This window comes from Nonomuraea sp. NPDC005730 (assembly GCF_040630865.1).
Taxonomy (GTDB): Bacteria; Actinomycetota; Actinomycetes; order Streptosporangiales; family Streptosporangiaceae; genus Nonomuraea.
This window is the reverse complement of the sequence record NZ_JBEXYK010000047.1, coordinates 66,158-83,014: the sequence shown is the minus strand read 5'-3', so window position 1 is coordinate 83,014 and position 16,857 is coordinate 66,158. Positions and strand designations below refer to the sequence as shown.

General features: G+C 72.6%; 16 protein-coding genes. 7 read left to right on the top strand and 9 right to left on the bottom strand.

Annotated features, from left to right (window positions below):
* Positions 1 to 43: 43 nt before the first annotated feature.
* The 3 genes from ABZ444_RS36840 to ABZ444_RS36830 all read right to left on the bottom strand — a co-directional run bounded on the left by ABZ444_RS36840 (position 44) and on the right by ABZ444_RS36830 (position 3,059).
* On the bottom strand, positions 44 to 1,381 hold the full coding sequence (locus ABZ444_RS36840; RefSeq protein ID WP_358007452.1) for an RNA polymerase sigma factor: 1,338 nt from the start codon (positions 1,379 to 1,381) through the stop codon (positions 44 to 46).
* 172 nt (positions 1,382 to 1,553) lie between these two features.
* The gene (locus ABZ444_RS36835) at positions 1,554 to 1,868 is read right to left on the bottom strand and encodes a hypothetical protein (protein ID WP_357975633.1); all 315 of its coding nucleotides are present in this window, start codon (positions 1,866 to 1,868) and stop codon (positions 1,554 to 1,556) included.
* 45 nt (positions 1,869 to 1,913) lie between these two features.
* Positions 1,914 to 3,059, bottom strand: a complete 1,146-nt coding sequence (locus ABZ444_RS36830) for an AMP-binding protein (protein ID WP_358007449.1) — start codon at positions 3,057 to 3,059, stop codon at positions 1,914 to 1,916.
* A 49-nt stretch (positions 3,060 to 3,108) separates the two neighbouring features.
* On the opposite strand from ABZ444_RS36830, the gene ABZ444_RS36825 reads away from it, so the two are divergent.
* Both ABZ444_RS36825 and menD read left to right on the top strand, forming a co-directional pair.
* Positions 3,109 to 4,035 (top strand): o-succinylbenzoate synthase, encoded by a 927-nt coding sequence (locus ABZ444_RS36825; protein WP_358007446.1) that lies wholly within the window; start codon positions 3,109 to 3,111, stop codon positions 4,033 to 4,035.
* Positions 4,032 to 5,693 carry a 2-succinyl-5-enolpyruvyl-6-hydroxy-3-cyclohexene-1-carboxylic-acid synthase gene (gene menD, locus ABZ444_RS36820; RefSeq protein WP_358007443.1) on the top strand — a complete coding sequence of 554 codons (1,662 nt, stop codon included), beginning with the start codon at positions 4,032 to 4,034 and terminating at the stop codon, positions 5,691 to 5,693. Before ABZ444_RS36825 ends, menD begins: the two co-directional genes overlap by 4 nt.
* Here menD and ABZ444_RS36815 read toward each other — a convergent pair.
* Positions 5,683 to 6,576, bottom strand: a complete 894-nt coding sequence (locus tag ABZ444_RS36815) for a 5'-3' exonuclease (protein ID WP_358007458.1) — start codon at positions 6,574 to 6,576, stop codon at positions 5,683 to 5,685. The two genes, menD and ABZ444_RS36815, sit on opposite strands and share 11 nt — an antisense overlap.
* Positions 6,577 to 6,586: 10 nt before the next feature.
* On the bottom strand, positions 6,587 to 7,834 hold the full coding sequence (locus tag ABZ444_RS36810) for a SpoIIE family protein phosphatase (RefSeq protein WP_358007440.1): 1,248 nt from the start codon (positions 7,832 to 7,834) through the stop codon (positions 6,587 to 6,589).
* A 176-nt stretch (positions 7,835 to 8,010) separates the two neighbouring features.
* On the opposite strand from ABZ444_RS36810, the gene ABZ444_RS36805 reads away from it, so the two are divergent.
* The 5 genes from ABZ444_RS36805 (at position 8,011) to ABZ444_RS36785 (ending at position 12,685) form a co-directional block, all read left to right on the top strand.
* The gene (locus ABZ444_RS36805) at positions 8,011 to 9,126 is read left to right on the top strand and encodes a Xaa-Pro peptidase family protein (protein WP_358007437.1); all 1,116 of its coding nucleotides are present in this window, start codon (positions 8,011 to 8,013) and stop codon (positions 9,124 to 9,126) included.
* Positions 9,127 to 9,130: 4 nt separating this feature from the next.
* Positions 9,131 to 9,907: a protein phosphatase 2C domain-containing protein gene (locus ABZ444_RS36800; protein ID WP_358007434.1), complete on the top strand. Its 777-nt coding sequence runs from the start codon at positions 9,131 to 9,133 to the stop codon at positions 9,905 to 9,907.
* A 560-nt stretch (positions 9,908 to 10,467) separates the two neighbouring features.
* On the top strand, positions 10,468 to 11,334 hold the full coding sequence (locus ABZ444_RS36795; RefSeq protein WP_358007431.1) for a terpene synthase family protein: 867 nt from the start codon (positions 10,468 to 10,470) through the stop codon (positions 11,332 to 11,334).
* Positions 11,335 to 11,582: 248 nt separating this feature from the next.
* Complete coding sequence (locus ABZ444_RS36790) at positions 11,583 to 12,176, top strand: ATP/GTP-binding protein (protein ID WP_357704895.1); 594 nt, start codon at positions 11,583 to 11,585, stop codon at positions 12,174 to 12,176.
* A 23-nt stretch (positions 12,177 to 12,199) separates the two neighbouring features.
* Positions 12,200 to 12,685 (top strand): Lrp/AsnC family transcriptional regulator, encoded by a 486-nt coding sequence (locus tag ABZ444_RS36785; RefSeq protein WP_358007428.1) that lies wholly within the window; start codon positions 12,200 to 12,202, stop codon positions 12,683 to 12,685.
* 104 nt (positions 12,686 to 12,789) lie between these two features.
* Here the strand turns inward: ABZ444_RS36785 and ABZ444_RS36780 are convergent, their stop codons facing one another.
* The 4 genes from ABZ444_RS36780 to ABZ444_RS36765 are packed head-to-tail and all read right to left on the bottom strand — an operon-like array spanning position 12,790 to position 16,851.
* Entirely contained in the window at positions 12,790 to 13,764 is a 975-nt protein-coding gene (locus ABZ444_RS36780) for a BadF/BadG/BcrA/BcrD ATPase family protein (RefSeq protein WP_358007425.1), read from the bottom strand.
* Entirely contained in the window at positions 13,764 to 15,023 is a 1,260-nt protein-coding gene (locus ABZ444_RS36775; RefSeq protein WP_358007422.1) for a 6-phospho-beta-glucosidase, read from the bottom strand. The genes ABZ444_RS36780 and ABZ444_RS36775 overlap by 1 nt, the downstream gene beginning before the upstream one ends.
* Positions 15,020 to 15,910 (bottom strand): carbohydrate ABC transporter permease, encoded by an 891-nt coding sequence (locus tag ABZ444_RS36770; RefSeq protein ID WP_358007419.1) that lies wholly within the window; start codon positions 15,908 to 15,910, stop codon positions 15,020 to 15,022. Before ABZ444_RS36770 ends, ABZ444_RS36775 begins: the two co-directional genes overlap by 4 nt.
* The gene (locus ABZ444_RS36765; RefSeq protein ID WP_357975665.1) at positions 15,907 to 16,851 is read right to left on the bottom strand and encodes a sugar ABC transporter permease; all 945 of its coding nucleotides are present in this window, start codon (positions 16,849 to 16,851) and stop codon (positions 15,907 to 15,909) included. The genes ABZ444_RS36770 and ABZ444_RS36765 overlap by 4 nt, the downstream gene beginning before the upstream one ends.
* Positions 16,852 to 16,857: the final 6 nt, after the last annotated feature.

The following is a 16,857-nucleotide window of genomic DNA, read 5'->3' as shown; positions in this document are numbered from 1 at the left end:
GTCACCGTCAGGGGCCTGACGGTGACGGCCGGGGTGGTGCGGGTCAGCTGGCCCAGTCGAGCAGGGGGCGGGTGTTGCTCGGGTGGCGCAGCTTCGACAGCGACTCCTTCTCCAGCTGGCGGATGCGCTCGCGGGTCAGGCCGAGGTGCTTGCCGATCTCGTCCAGCGTGTGCGGCTTGCCGTCCACCAGGCCGAACCGCAGGGCCATGATCTTCGACTCGCGGGGCGAGAGGTTGTCGAGCACGCCGCGCAGCTGGTCGCCCAGCAGCTGGCGGTCGACGATCTCCGACGCCTCCGGCGAGTCGACGTCCTCGATGAGGTCGCCGATCGTGGTCTCGCCGTCCTCGCCGATGGTCGCGTTGAGCGAGATCGGCTGGCGGCTGGTGCGCAGCAGCTCCTCGATCTGGTCCGGCGTCTTGTCGAGCTCGACGGCCAGCTCCTCGGGCGTGGGCTCGCGGCCCAGCCTCTGGTGCATGTCCCGCTCGACCCGCGACAGCTTGGAGAGCATCTCCAGCACGTGCACGGGCAGCCGGATCGTCCGGGCGGAGTCGGCGAAGCCGCGCTGGATGGCCTGCCGGATCCACCACATGGCATAGGTGGAGAACTTGAAGCCCTTGGTGTAGTCGAACTTCTCCACGGCCCTGATCAGCCCCAGGTTGCCCTCCTGGACGACGTCCAGCAGGGACATGCCGCGGTCGGTGTACTTCTTGGCCACCGAGACCACCAGGCGCAGGTTGGCCTCCAGCATGTGGTCCTTGGCCTGCCGGCCGTCCTCGATGACCAGGTGCAGGTCGTCGAGCACGGACGGTGGCGCGTCCGGGTCGCTCTCCAGCTTGTACTCGGCGTACAGGCCGGCCTCGATCCGGCGGGCCAGCTCGACCTCCTGGGCGGCGGTGAGCAGGGTACGGCGGCCGATCGACTTCAGGTACGTGTGCACCGAGTCGCCCATCACGGACTGGTTGTCGTCCAGGTCCATGGCCTCGGTCTCGATCTCGGCGTCCTCGGCCGTCAGTTCGAGGTCGTCGGGGGCCACGTCCTCCTCGTGCTCCGGCTTGCCGTCCACCGGGCTTTTTGCCTCGGCGGCCGTGCGGCCGGTAGCCTTTGCCCCGGAAGCCTTCCTCGGCTTGGGGGCGCTCTTGTTCGCGGTCTTCTGGGTGGTCTTCCTGGCGGCGGTCTTGGCCAGCGACGGCTCGTTCTCGGCAGCCAGGCTCACACCGGCCTCCGAGAGCTCGCGCAGGATCGTGCGGCCTTCAGAGGGGCTGATGCCGGCCTCGGCGAACGCGTCGCGCAGCTCCGCCAGAGAAAGGTGACCCTGGGCTCGCCCTCGTTCAATGAGCTGGTCGAGAGTCGCGGGTGGGGTCGCCACGGCGGTTCTGGGCATGAGGACACCTCCTCCGTACGGAGTCGAAGCGATCAGGCAGGTTGTGGTGGGGCGGTGGTCAATCTCCGCACGGCGCACCAGTATCAATAACGCCATCCACCGCTATTTGTTCCCGGAGGGATGAAAAAGGGGCGGAACGCCCAGAGGGCCCGCCACCCCCGGGAGGCGGGAACTACTCCGCTACCTCGAAGCTTCCGGTCCCCTCGGGCATGGGCATGGGCTCGGCCTCTTCCATGCGCTTGTCGGTCCAGTAGTCGATGACCTCGCGCGGATCGGGATTGACCTCCGTGGACACCACGACGCCCTCGGTGTCGCCGGGCGAGGGCACCGGCCGGCCGGTCGGCGACGTCTGCTCGACCACGGCCCGGGTCTCCCTGGCGACCGCGTCGAGCTTGCCCGCCGAGGCGGCCGCCGCGACCGACGCGCCGCCGACGACGATCACGCCGACGACCGCCGCGGACGCCCACATCTTGCGGGTCTGGTTCATGAAGGCTCCCTTCCTTCTCTCCCGTTATGACGCAGCCGCACCGCGTCAGGTTCCTGTGCGCAGCCGTACGAGATCGGTCTTGCCGTTGGGCAGCAGCGGCAGGCGGGGGAGGAGGCGCAGGCCGCGGGGCGCGGCGTGGGCGGGCAGCCGGTCGCGGCAGTAGGCGCGCAGCTCGGCCAGCGTGGGCGGCGCGGCGGGGTCGGCCGGCACCACGAACGCCGTGACCGCCTCGCCCCACTCCGGATCGGGCAGGCCGGCCACGGCCACGTCGGCGACCTCGGGGTGCGTGCCGAGCACCGCGCTCACCACGGCGGCCACGACCTTCTCGCCGCCGGTGTTGACGACGTCGTCGGCCCGGCCGAGCACACGCAGCCGGCCGCCGTTCAGCTCGCCGAGGTCGGAGGTGACGAACCAGTCGCCGTCGAACGCGGTCCGCCCGCCGAAGCGGTAGCCGGAGAAGAGCACGGGCCCGGCGATCCTGATCAGGCCGTCCGCGCCGATTTTGAGATCTACATCGTAAAGGGGGCGGCCGTCGTAGACGCAGCCGCCGCACGTCTCGCTCATCCCGTACGTGGTGAACACCCGCGCGCCGAGCTCCACGGCCCGCTCGACCAGCCCGGCCCTGGGTGCCGCGCCGCCGAGCAGGATCGTGCGGAACACCGACAGGTCGGCGCCGGTCTCGACCAGCCGGTGGAGCTGCGTCGGCACCAGGGAGACGTGGTGGGCGCCCGAGGACAGCACGGCCCGCACGTCGAAGGAGGGGTGGATGATCGGGTCGCTGCCCGACAGCAGGGCGCGGACCAGCACCTGCAGGCCGGAGACGTGCGAGACGGGCAGGCAGCACAGCCACCGGTCGCCCTCGGCGGCCCCGATCCTGCTCAGCGAGGCCGACGCCGAGGCGCGCAGTGCGGAGGCCGACAGCTGCACGCCCTTGGGCGCGCCGGTGCTGCCGCTGGTGGCGATGACGACCGCCACGTCGCCGGGGACGCCCTCGCCGCCGGGCCGCGGCTCGCCGCCGGCGTGCGTGGGACGAAGAGCCTGCAGGGCCTGGTGCTCGTGGCCCGGCTGGAGCGGCAGGACGGCCGGGCCGTCGCCGGAGAGCGCGTCGCGGATCGCGGTGAAGAGGCCGGGGCCGGGAGGCTGCACAATGGCATGCAGCGGACGGTCCGGATGCGACGGGTTCCTCCACATGCTCGTAAGGTTAATGGCGACAGGTCGGACACAGGTGCAGGGTAGGGTCGTGACGCGTTCTCCCGTGGTCTTCCGGATTCCGATGCGGACGCGGTTTCGCGGGCAGACCGTCAGGGAAGGCGTGCTGCTGCACGGTCCGGCGGGCTGGGGCGAGTTCTCCCCGTTCCCCGAGTACGGTCCGCGCGAGTGCGCCCGCTGGCTGGCGTGCGCCCGTGAGGCCGCCTTCGAAGGCTGGCCCGAGCCGGTGCGCGACCGCGTCCCGGTCAACGCCACCGTCCCGGCGGTCGACGCCGAGCAGGCCCACGAGCTGGTACGGGGCTCCGGCTGCGGCACGGCGAAGGTCAAGGTGGCCGAGCGCGGCCAGACGTTCGCCGACGACCTGGCGCGGGTGGAGGCGGTGCGTGACGCCCTGGGGCCGTCCGGGCGGCTGAGGGTCGACGTCAACGGCGCCTGGGAGGTCGACGAGGCCGTCACCCGGCTCAAGCGGCTCGACCGGTTCGGCCTGGAGTACGCCGAGCAGCCGTGCGCGACCCTGGCGGAGCTGGCGGCGGTGCGCAGGGCGGTCGACGTGCCGATCGCGGCCGACGAGTCGATCCGGCGCGCCGAGGACCCGCTGCGGGTGAGGGCGGCCGAGGCGGCCGACATCGCCGTGGTCAAGGTGCAGCCGCTGGGCGGGGTGCGCGCCGCGCTGCGGGTGGTGGAGTCGTGCGGCCTGCCCGCCGTGGTCTCCAGCGCCGTGGAGACGTCCGTGGGTCTGGCCGCGGGGGTCGCGCTGGCGGCGGCGCTGCCGTCGCTGCCGTACGCGTGCGGGCTCGGCACGATGTCGTTGCTGGCGGGCGACGTGGTGGACGACTCGCTGGTGCCCGTGGACGGCTGGCTCCCGGTGCGACGCCCCTCGGTGAATTTTCAGCATTTGTCGGAAGTTGAGATTGAATCTCCCCAGTGGCTCGGCCGGATGCAGGAGGCGTCACTTTGAACCCCGCAACCGCGCTGGCCACCGTGCTCGTCGACGAGCTGGTGCGCTGTGGCCTGACCGACGTGGTGCTCGCCCCCGGCTCCCGTTCGGCGCCCCTCGCCCTGGCGCTGCACGCCGAGTCGCGGGTGCGCCTGCACGTCCGCATCGACGAGCGCTCGGCCTCCTTCCTCGCGCTCGGCCTGGCCAAGCGCTCCGAGCGGCCGGTGGCGCTGATCTGCTCCTCCGGCACGGCCGCGGCCAACTTCCATCCGGCGGTGATCGAGGCCGACGAGTCGGGCGTGCCGCTGCTCGTCCTCACCGCCGACCGTCCGCCCGAGCTGCGCGGCACCGGCGCCAACCAGACGATCGACCAGGTCAAGCTGTACGGCACCGCCGTCCGCTGGTTCGCCGAGGTCGGCGTGCCCGAAGACCGTCCCGGCATGGTCGCCTACTGGCGTTCGCTGGCCTGCCGCGCCTACCAGCGGGCCGCCGGGGCGGGCAATCCCGGCCCCGTGCACCTCAACCTGGCCTTCCGTGAGCCGCTGATCCCCGACGGCGACACGAGCTGGTCCGAGCCGCTCGACGGCGGCGCGAACGGCCCCTGGGTGCGGGCCCGCGTCGCGCCCCCGCCCATCGCCCTGCACATCCCGCCCACCAGGCGCGGCGTGCTCGTCGTCGGCGACGGCGCGGCCAACGTCCGGCGCTACGTGGCCGCCGCAGGCATGGCCGGCTGGCCGGTGCTGTCGGAGCCCAACGGCGGCGCCCGCTACGGCGACCACTCCATCTCCAGCTACCACTACCTGCTCGGCACGCCCGAGTTCGCCGACTCCCACCGCCCCGACGTGGTCGTCACGCTGGGCCGGCCCGGCCTGTCACGGCCGCTGCTGTCGTGGCTGAAGCGGACGGACGAGCACATCGTGGTCGCCCCCGACCTCGACCGCTGGCCCGACCCGACCAGGTCGGCGACCCAGGTCGCGCAGGCCGTGGAGATCCCGGTGGCCTCCGGCGACGACAGCTGGCTGCACGCCTGGCGGCAGGCCGACGCGGCCGTCCGGTCGGCCCTCGACGCGGTCCTGGACGTCTCCGGCACCTCCGAGCCGCGCCTGGCCCGCGACCTGGCCGACGCGCTGCCCAACGGCGCGCTGCTGTTCTGCGGCTCCTCGATGCCGATCAGGGACCTCGACCAGTTCATGCGGCCGCGGCGCGGCATCAGGCTCATGGCCAGCCGGGGCGCCTCGGGCATCGACGGGCTGGTGTCCACGGCCATGGGGGCCGCGCTGGCGCACAACGGGCCCTCGTACGCGCTGCTCGGCGACCTGTCGTTCCTGCACGACCAGAACGGGCTGATCCTCGGCCCCCGCGAGCCTAGGCCGGACCTGTGCATGGTGGTCGTCAACAACGACGGCGGCGGCATCTTCTCGCTGCTGCCGCAGGCGGCGGTGCGCGACCCGTTCGAGCGGGTCTTCGGCACGCCGCACGGCGTCGACCTGGCCTACGCCGCCGCCGCGAGCGGGACGCCGTACACGCTGCTCGGGGACGTCAGCGAGCTGTCCAAGGCGATGCGCGGCGAGGGGCCGCGGGTGGTGGAGGTGCGCACCGACCGCGAGGAGAACGCCGCCGTGCACGGCCGCCTGCGCGAGGCGGCCCAGGACGCCGTGCGCGAGTTCCTCAGCTCCTGAGCGCCTCCAGCAGGCGGTTGAGCGGGCTGTCGAGGCCGTAGCGGTCGGCCAGGGCCACCAGGGCCTCCGGGTCGCGCGGCTTGTCGGGCAGCGTCAGGTCGGCGGCGGGCAGCGGTGCGTCGGAGGCCACCTCGACCACGGCGGGCGCGGCGTCGAGGTAGTCGCGGGCGGCGGCCAGGCGGTTGCGGCTGCCGGCCGGGAAGCCGTCGGTGACGCCGGAGTCGAGCGCTTCCAGCAGGGCGGCGAGCGAGCCGAACCGGGTGATCAGGGCCGCCGCCGTCTTCTCGCCGACGCCGGGCACGCCGGGCAGGCCGTCGCTGGGGTCGCCGCGCAGGGTGGCGAAGTCGGCGTAGGCGCGGCCGGGGACGCCGTACTTGGCGGTGACGAACGCCTCGTCGACGAACTGCAGGTTGCGGATGCCGCGCGCGGTGTAGAGGACGCGGACCGGACGGGAGTCGTCGACCAGCTGGAACAGGTCGCGGTCGCCGGTGACGATCTCGACGGCGCCCTCGGCCTGGTGGGTGAGGGTGCCGATCACGTCGTCGGCCTCGTAGCCGGGCGACTCGGGACGGGCGATGCCCACGGCGTCGAGGACCTGGTTGATCACGGCGATCTGCGGCACCAGCGTCTCGGGCACCTCCTCGACGTCGCCGTGGGCGACCCGGTGCGCCTTGTAGGTCGGGATCGCCGCCACCCTGAAGGCGGGCCGCCAGTCGGCGTCCATGGTGGCGGCCAGCGCCGCCGGGGAGTGTTGACGGACCAGCGTGGCGATCATGTCGATGAGCCCGCGTACCGCGTTGACCGGGGAGCCGTCGGGCGCCTTGACCGACTCGGGCACGCCGTAGAAGGCACGGAAGTAGAGGGACGGTGTGTCCAGAAGCATGAGCACCCGTCTATGGTCGCACTCCCGCCGCCCTCCCGTCCGGCTCCGGGACGGCGACGGCCAGCAGGCACGCGTCGTCCTCGGGGTTGGGGCCGCCGATGTCGGCCAGGAGACGGTCGAGCCCGGCTTCGAGGTCGTGGGCGGACAGGCCGCAGGCGGCCGCCAGCACCAGCTCCAGGCCGACGTCGATGTCGCGGGTGCGCCGCTCGACCAGCCCGTCGGTGAACATCAGCAGCAGGTCGCCGGGGCACAGCCGGGTGTGGGCCAGCTCGTAGGGTCGCCCGGAGACCGCGCCGAGCAGCACGCCCGCCGGCCTGCCCAGCAGGGCCGCCCGGCCCCCGCGCACCAGGATGGGGTCGAGGTTGCCCGCCCGCCCCCAGGTGAACAGCAGCGTGGCGGGGTCGAGGTGGCCGATGACGGCCGTGGCGGTGGTGTCCTTCAGCTGGTGGAGGACGAGGTCGTTGAGCCAGGACAGCAGGCGGTCGGCGGGCCGGCCGGTCATGGTGAGGCCGACGAGGGCGTGGCGCAGGTGGGCCATGTGGGCGATGGCGGGCAGCCCGTGGCCCGACACGTCGCCGATGGCCAGCAGCAGGTGGCCGTCGGGCGTGGTGGCGGCCTCGAACCAGTCGCCGCCCAGGCTCGCGGTCTTCTCGGCCGGCACGTAGCGGACGGCGATCCTGGCCCCCGGCAGGTCGAGGCAGCCGGTGGGCGCGGGCAGGATGGCCTCGCGCAGCGCCAGCATCACGTTACGTTCCTCGGCCGCCTGCTCGCGGGCCTCCAGGAGCTGGCGGCGCGACTCCGACATCATGCGCTCGGCCCTGCGGCGGCCGGTGATGTCCTGGATGACGCCGTGCATGCCGACCGGGCCGCCGGGCGACATCAGCGGTTCGAGCACGACGCGCAGGTCGCGCAGCTCGCCCGTGCCGCGCCTGACGCGGAACTCGGCGTGCACGGGCTCGACGCCCTCCACCACGTGCCACAGCAGCCGGTCGAGCGCGTCGAGGTCGGCCGGCTCGACCATGGCGGCCAGGTCGGGAAGGGACAGCGGCCCCTCCTCGCGGTCTCTTCCGAAGATCGCGTAGACCTGGTCGGACCAGATGGCGGCCCCGGTGCGCAGGTTCCATTCGGCCCAGCCCATGTTGCCCAGCCGCTCGGCGTGGGCCAGCCGGACGGCCAGCAGCTCCGAGCCTGCCCCGCGCGCCCGCCCGTGCGGGGCCTTCTGCCTGACCAGCTCTGCCGCGCCTGCGAAGTCGACCATGGCCTCACTCTCAAAGTGCAGTGGAACTGGACAATTGGTCCCACACTACGTGATCAATGTGGAACGGAGTGTAGTCATGGGCTCTCTTGTTGTGAGAAGTTTTCGCGGATTTTAGCCCTCGGCGGACAAGCGGCCTGCTGGAGTGGGGGCGCCGGCCGTCCGAGTAGATTTGGCTCGTGACGTCCTCAGACCTGTATCCCGTGTCCCGTCTTGCCGCCGCGCAGGAGGCCACCGCCAAGGCCGGCCTCGACGCCCTGCTGCTCACCCCCGGGCCCGACCTGCGCTATGTCAGCGGCTACGACGCCAAGCCGCTGGAGCGGCTGACCTGCCTCGTGGTGCCCGCCTCGGGGGAGGCGTACATGATGGTGCCCCGCCTTGAGCTGCCGGCCGCGCAGGCCTCGCCCGCCTCCCGGCTCGGGCTGGAGTTCGTGGCCTGGGACGAGACCGACGACCCCTACAGCATCGCCGCCTCCCGGCTGGGCCGGGTGGCCAAGGTGGGGCTCGCCGACCGCATGTGGGCCATGTCGTCGCTGCGCTTCCGCGACGTGCTGCCGGAGGCCGAGCAGGTGCTGGCCGGCACGGTGCTGCGCGACCTGCGCATGCGCAAGTCGCCGGCCGAGGTGGCGGCCCTGCGCGAGGCCGGCGAGGCCATCGACGCGGTCCACCGGCAGGTGCCCGGGCTGCTGCGCGCCGGTCGCACCGAGCGCGAGGTGGGCCGCGACATCGCCGAGGCGATCCTGGCCGCCGGCCACGCCACGGTCGACTTCGTCATCGTCGCCTCCGGGCCCAACGGCGCCAGCCCCCACCACGACGTGTCCGACCGGGTGATCCAGGCCGGCGAGCCGGTCGTGGTCGACATCGGCGGCCAGCTCCACAACGGCTACTGCTCCGACTCCACCCGCACCTACTGCGTGGGCGAGCCGCCCGCCGAGTTCGCCGCCTACTACGAGGTGCTGCGCCGCGCCCAGGACGCCGCCTGCGCCGCGGTGCGGCCGGGCGTGTCGTGCGAGTCGATCGACGCGGCGGCCCGCGAGGTCATCGCCGAGGCGGGCTACGGCGACTACTTCATCCACCGCACCGGCCACGGCATCGGCATCGAGACGCACGAGGAGCCCTACATCGTCTCGGGCAACGACGAGCCGATGGAGGCCGGGTTCGCCTTCTCCGTCGAGCCCGGCATCTACCTGCCCGGCCGCCACGGCGCCCGCATCGAGGACATCGTCGTCTGCACCGAGACCGGCGGCGAGCGGCTGAACAACACGCCGCGCGAGCTGGTGACCGTCCAGCCGTAACGGCATGTTCACCGAGGTCAGGTGCGCCACCCGGCCCGGGTCGGCGCGGCCCAACGAGGACCTGGCGGTGGCCGGGCCCTCGTGGGCGGTCGTGCTCGACGGGGCCACGGCGGCGGCGGGGGCCGGCGGCTGCGCCCACGACGTCGCCTGGCTGGTCGGGCGGCTCGGCGGGGCGCTGGCCGCCGGGCTGGCCGCCGGTGGGCGCTCGTCGCTGGCCGACATCCTGGCCGAGGCCATCTCCGTCACCATGGGCGCCCATTCGGGCACGTGCGACCTGGGTGACCCCGACTCGCCGTCCACGACCGTGGCCATGATGCGCCTAGGCGGGGGAGTGGTGGAGTACCTCGTGCTGGGGGACTCCCCGGTTGTGCTCGCGCGGGCCGACGGCGGGGCCGAGGTCATCGGCGACGACCGGGTGGAGCGGCTGCCGGGCGGGCGACCGTACTCGCCGGAGCTGGTGCGGCGCATGCGCAACGCCGAGGGCGGGTTCTGGGTCGCCTCCACCCGGCCCGAGGCCGCCGGGCAGGCGGTCAGCGGGGTCGTGGAGGCGTCCGGGCTGCTGGGGGCCGGGCTGTTCACCGACGGGGTGACCCGGCTGGTGGAGTGGTACGGGTGGAGCTGGGAGGCCGTGCTGGCCGAGCTGGTCGGCGGGGGGCCGGGGGCGGTGATCTCAGCCGTACGGGGGTTGGAGGTCGAACGCGGGGCGGTCCGCGGCAAACCCCACGACGACGCCACCGCCCTCTGGGCCGCCTTCCCTTCCCCACCCCGGCCTCCCGCCTGAGCCCGGCCTCCCGCCTGGCGCTGCCTTCTGCGGGATCCCGCCGTTGGCCTGCCGCTGGCTCGGGATCGGTCGACGGCCTTCCCGCCTGATTCGGCCTCCGGCGTGCCGTCCGTCTCTCGCCTGGCTCGGCCTCTGGGGCTGACCTGGTAGCCGAACTCTCGCTTGACCTGGTCGCTGGATCCCGTTCTGCGCCACATCCCGCGTGGCTTGCGCCGCTGGCATGCCGCGAACAATGGACCGGTCTCCGGTTTCCCGGCGTGGCCCGGCCTCAGGCTGACCGGCCGGCTCCTGTCTTTGCCGGGTACCGGGTGGCTGTCTGGCTCGTGGCGGGCCTGGTCGGTCTTCAGGTGGTGCCTGGGGTGACCGGGCGGTTGGCAGCGGTCGGGGGCGTCTGCTCGGGTGCTTCGCGGTCCGGTTCTGGTGTGGGGATGGGCGGGGGAGGTGGGGATGGCTTGATGGGGTGTATGTGATCATGAAAGAATTCTTCGGCAGGTGCATTCGTCCGGCCGGCTGTTGGGGGGGCGTCGCCATGAGCTGTGTACCGTGCGGGTGGCCCTAGGGTGCCCGGCGAGGAGCTGGACGAGGCGTACCGGCTCGGCCGCACCTGCGCTCTGGCCGCCGAGTGCGGCAGAGACCTGCGGCGTTGCGCCCAGCTGTACGACGGCCTGTTCCCCGGCGCGGCCTTCGACGCCGAGTTCTACCAGGCCCTGACCCTCGGCACGGCCTTCAGCGCCCCCTGGGCGGGCGCGGGCGGGTTGAAGGCGGTCAACCGCAGCGCCCTGTGGGTGCTGGCCGTCGGCCGCCTGGTGGACCACACCGCCACCACCCGCGAACAGGTCGACCGGCTGACGCGCGAGTGCATGGAGGTCGCCGGCGGCGCGGTGCCGCGGTCGCCGGTCACCCGCTTCCTGGCCGACCTGCGTGACGAGCTGGCCACGGTCGAGGGGTTCGGGCCGGCGCAGCGGCTCTGGCACGACCAGCTCGCCCGGACGCTGGCCGGAATGGCCAGAGCCTGGGTGTGGCGGGACACCCGGGCCGTGCCCACGCTGGAGCGCTACCTCGACAACGCCGACAGCCGCGGCTCCTGCTTCGTGGACCTGTCCCACTGGATCTACACCGGCGACGGCTGGACCAGGGGGCACCTGGAGGAGCTACGGGCGGTCAGCCGGCAGGTGCAGCGCTACCTGCACCTGCTCGGCGACGTCGCCTCCTTCCGCAAGGACCTGAGCTGGGGCGATCTCAACGTCCTGGGGCTCGGGGTCACCGGCGGCGAGGTCACCACGGCGATGGACGGCCTGGCCCGCGAGGCGACCGGCCGGATCGAGACGTTGCGCGGCTGCAGCCCGCGGACGGCCGCCTACCTGGGCCGACGGATCGGCTTCAACGCTGGCTTCACCGGCATTTCGGACCCGGATCACGCAACCTAACGATCTCGTCGAATAAGCTGACAAGTCTCTTGACCGCCCGTCGCCCGCCAGGCGATTTATGGGACTACCGACGATAAATCGTGACATTTGGTTCGTTGTAAAAGTTTATGTCTTGAGTGGAAAATGTGGCGTTGCTAGGGTGACTCGATGCCAGGCACGCCGAACGGCCTTCACCACGCGCCTTGACAGATTTCACTGACCATGCGCGAAGGCCGCGACGTGCGCGGGACCTGTACGGGCGGTGCTGGATGGAATTCGGTCGCGTCGACCGTTGGCGGCTGCCGACCGCGATCAAGATCTTGATCGCCGGCGGATTCGGCGCGGGCAAGACCACCATGGTCGGCGCCGTCTCCGAGACCCGCCCGCTGCGCACGGAAGAGGCGCTCACCCACGTCGGCACGCACGTCGACGACCTGTCGGGCGTCGAGCGCAAGCTCACCACCACCGTCGCGATGGACTTCGGCCGCATCACCATCCGCGACGACTACATGCTCTACCTGTTCGGCACCCCGGGGCAGGAACGTTTCTGGTTCGTGTGGGACGAGCTGGCCATGGGCGCGCTGGGAGCCGTGGTGCTGGCCGACACCCGCCGGCTGGCCGACTGCTTCCCGGCCGTCGACTACTTCGAGAAGCGCGAGCAGCCGTTCATCATCGCGCTCAACTGCTTCGACGGCACCCGCCCCTTCACCGTCGGCGAGGTGCGCTCGGCCATCGGGCTGGAACCCGACGTGCCCATCGTGCTGTGCGACGCCCGCCGGCGCGACTCCGGCCGCCAGGTGCTCATCACCCTGGTCGAGCACGCGATGAACCGAGGGGTCGCTCCCGTCGGGACCATGTCGTGACCATCACCGGCTACCTTTGACCGATGGAGGAGATCGACCGCCGGATCGTCACGCTGCTCGCCCACGACGGCCGCATGAGTTTCACCGACCTGGCCAGGGAGACCGGGCTCTCCGTCTCCGCGGTCCACCAGCGCGTACGCCGCCTGGAGAAGCGCGGCGTCGTCCGCGGCTACGCCGCCGTCATCGACCACGACGCGATCGGGCTGCCGCTGACCGCGTTCGTGTCGATCAAGCCGATCGACCCCGCCGCGCCCGACGACGCCCCCGTGCGGCTGGCCCACCTGAGCGCCATCGAGGCCTGCCACAGCGTCGCCGGGGACGAGAGCTACATCCTCAAGGTCCGCGTGGCCTCGCCGGTGGCGCTGGAGGACCTGCTGCAGCAGATCCGCGCCTCGGCCAACGTCTCCACCCGCACCACCGTGGTCCTGAGCACGCCCTACGAGCACCGCGCCCCGGTCGTCGCCCCCGACGTCACACCCGCCGAGCCCGACCAGAACGCCTCCGCCTGAAAGCCCGCCGGGCGCCGCCCCCGCAGGACCGGCGCCCAGGCCAGGTGGAGAAACCGGGCGCGGCCCCGTACCCGGCGAACGCGACACGGACGCCGGCGGGCGGGTCAGCGCGTGACCGGGAGCGCGAAGTGCGAGCGCAGGCGGGCCAGCGCGGTCTCCGGGGCGCCAAGGTGCTCCAGCCCCAGCAGCGCCGCCCCCGCCACCGGCGGCAGGTCCGCCACCACGAGCTCGGCCTGCGGCGCCCTGACCGCGAACGCCGACTCCAGCAGCGGCGTCAGCAGCGGGTCCCGGGCCGTGAGCATGCCGCCGCCGAGCACCACCTCGACCGGCGTCTGCAGCAGACCGAGCCGCCGCAGGCACACCTCGGCCATCACGGTCACCTCCTCGGCCTGCCGCTGGACCAGCGACCGGGCGACCGCGTCCCCGGCCGCGGCGACGGCCAGCACGCCGGGGGCCAGCTCGTGCAGCCGCCCCTCGTCCACGCGTCCGAAGTGCAGGTCGAGCACCAGTTCCTCGACGGTGGCCGTGCCGAAGTGGGCGGTGACCAGCTCCGCCAGGGCCGTCGGCGCGCCGCGGCCGTCCTCGGCGCGCACGGCGTGCCACAGTGCATCCTCGGCCACGCCCTGGCCGCCGCCCCAGTCGCCGCTGATCCGGCCCAGCGAGGGGAAGCGGGCGACCTGCCCGCCGGGGGAGACGCCGACCGCGTTGATGCCCGCACCGCACACCACCGCGACCCCCCACGGGGCCGACGTGCCGGCCCGCAGCAGCGCGAAGGTGTCGTTGCGCACCACCACGTCGCCGAACCCGCGGGCGGCGAACTCGGCGGCCAGCGCCTCCTCCTCCACCGGGAAGTCGGCCCCGGCCAGGCAGGCCGACACGTGGCCGAACGCCTGGGCCGGCAGGCCGCTGCGGGCCGTCGCCTCGGCCACCACGTCCACGGCCGCGGCCACGCCCGCGCTCTGCGGCTCGAAGGGGCCCGCCCGGCCGGTCGCGACCACCTCGCCGTCGTCCGCGACCACCGCGACGTCGGTCTTGCTGTTGCCGCCGTCGACGGCCAGGAGCAGCCGGGGGCCCGCCACTAGCCCACCGTCCAGGGCAGGTGCTCGCGGTTGGCCGCCAGCAGCAGGCCGGTCAGCTCCTCGGCGACGTCGTCCTGGCCGATCAGCGGGTGCGCCAGCAGGGCGTCGCGCACGCGGTCCGCGCCGCCCCGGCGGGCGGCGTCCAGGGCCAGGGTCTCGTACGCCGACACGTGCGCGATCAGCCCCGCGTACAGCGGCTCGACGGGCGGCACCGGCAGCGGCGCGGCGCCGGACGCGGTGATGGCCGCGGGCACCTCGATGACGGCGTCGTCGTCCAGGAAGGGCAGGGTGCCCTGGTTGCGCACGTTGACGACCTGGGTGTCGCCCCGGTCGCCGAGCAGCGAGGCGATCAGCGCCACCGCGGACTCGGAGTAGAACGCGCCGCCGCGCCGGTCCAGCAGCTCCGGCTTGGTCACCACCGACGGGTCGCCGTACATCTCCAGCAGCCGCGTCTCCATCTCCGCCACCTCGGCCGCCCGCGACGGCTTGGCGCGCTGCTCGCGCACCACCGCGTCGTGGGCGTAGAAGTAGCGCAGGTAGTACGACGGGATGACGCCGAGCCGCCGGATCAGCTCCACCCGCAGCCCGAGGGATTCGGCGATCTCCTCGCCGGCCCGGTCGATGATGTCGGGCAGCACGTCCCGGCCGTCGAGGTGGACCGAACGTTCCCAGCTCAGGTGGTTCAGCCCGACGTGACCCAGCGAGATGCGGCCGGGGTCGACGCCCAGCCCCGCGGCGAAGCGGCGCTGGAAGCCGATCGCGACGTTGCACAGCCCGATGGCCCGGTGGCCGGCGTCGAGCAGCGCCCTGGTGACGATGCCGACCGGGTTGGTGAAGTCGATGATCCAGGCGTCGGGGGCCTCCCGGCGGACGGTCTCGGCCAGCTCCAGCACGACCGGGACCGTGCGCAGCGCCTTGGCCAGGCCGCCCGCGCCGGTCGTCTCCTGGCCCACGCAGCCGCACTCCAGCGGCAGCGTCTCGTCGACGTTCCTGGCCGCCTGCCCGCCCACCCGGAGCTGGAACAGCACGACCTCGGCCCCCGCGACCCCCTCGGCCACCGAGGAGGTGGCCAGCACGCGCGCCGGATGCCCGGCGTGCGCCAGCATGCGCCGCGACATCCCCGACACCAGCTCAAGACGGGACGGATCCGGATCGATGAGGGCGATCTCCGTCACGGGCAGCTCGTCACGCAGCCGCGCGAACCCGTCGACCAGCTCCGGCGTGTACGTCGAGCCGCCCCCGACCACGGCGAGTTTCAACCCTTCACTCCTGTCAAGGTCACGCCCTCGATGAAGACTTTCTGGGCGAGGAAGAACACGATGATCACCGGCGCGGTCACCAGCAGGGTGGCGGCCATGGTGAGGTTCCACTGGACGCTGTGGAACGCCTTGAACGTGGCCAGGCCGAGCGAGAGCGTCCAGCCCTCCTGCTCGACGCCGGCGTACAGCAGCGGGCCGTAGTAGTCGTTCCAGCAGTAGAAGAACTGGAACAGGGCGACGGCGGCGACCGCCGGACGGGCCATCGGCAGGATCACCCGTACCAGCGTCCTGAAGTCCGAGCAGCCGTCCACCTTCGCCGCGTCGATGTACTCGCGCGGGATCGTGATGAGGAACTGGCGGAGCAGGAAGATGGAGAAGGCGTCGCCGAACAACATCGGCAGGATCAGCGGCCACAGGCTGTCGGTCAGCCCCAGCCGGGCCCACACCAGGTAGATCGGCACCGCGATGACCTGCGGCGGCAGCATCATGGCGGTGATCACCAGCAGGAACGCCGCCCGCCGCCCCCGGAAGCGGAACCGGGCCAGCGCGTAGGCCACCGGGACCGAGGAGGCCAGCGTGAAGACCGTGCCGAGGCCCGCGTACAGCAGCGTATTGATCCCCCAGCGCAGCAGCTTCGACTTCTCGAACACCACCACGAAGTTGTCGAAGTTCCACGTGCGCGGCCACAGGTCGCCGGTCAGCGCCTGCTCGTCGGTCATCAGCGCGGTCAGGGTCAGGAACACCACCGGCGCCAGGAACATCAGGGCCAGCACGATCGCCGTCGCGTGCGTGGCGATCCACATCAGCGTGCGCCGCCGCCGTGCCCTGACCCCCTGCCGCCGCGCGGGGGCCGCGTGCGTGGCGGGGGCGGTCATGGTCGCGCTCATATCGCCTCCTCGGCCCGGCGGAACTGCCGTAGCAGGATCAACGTGAAGATCATCGACGTGGCGAACAGCAGCAGGGCCAGCACGCACGCGTAGCCCATCGTCCAGTCGCGGAAGCCCGACTGGAAGAGCCACTGAGGCAGCGTCAGCAGCGACTCGTCCGGATAGCCGGGGGTGAAGGTGGAGCCGGGGGAGTCGGTCGAGCCCGAGGCCACCCGGGAGGCGATCATCGCCTGGGTGAAGTACTGCAGGGCGTAGATGACGTTGGTGACCAGGGCGAACATCAGCACCGGCGCGATCGTCGGCAGCGTCACGCTGCGGAACTGCCGCCAGGCGCCGGCGCCGTCGATGGCGGCGGCCTCGTACAGGTGCCGGGGGACGTCCAGCAGCGCCGCCATGAAGATCACGGCGAGCTGGCCGCAGCTCCACAGCGACAGCAGCGTCAGGCTCGGCTTGGACCAGGCCGGGTCGCCGAACCAGTCGGGCCCGTGGATGCCGAACAGGGCCAGGAACTTGTTCCACGGCCCGGTGGCCGGGTTCATCAGGAAGACGAAGGTGATCGTCCCGGCCGCCAGCGGGACCAGCGACGGCAGGTAGAAGATCGTCCGCAGCACGCCGACGCCGGCCTTGAGCCTGACCACGAGCTGCGCCAGGGCCAGGGAGAACAGCACCGTGGCCGGCACCATGATCGCCACCAGCCACAGCGTGTTCTTGGCCGACATCGCGACCCGCGGGTCGTGCAGCAGGTACGCGTAGTTGTCCAGCCCGATGAACTCCGGCGTGCTGGTCATGTCGTAGCGGTAGAAGGAGAAGTACACCGTGGACAGCAGCGGATAGACGAAGAAGATCGACACTCCGGCGATCCACGGCGACAACCACAGCAGGGCGCGCAGGCCCTCGCCGCGCCGCCGCCTCGGCGGCGCGGCGTGGGGGGAGGAGGCCATCGCCGA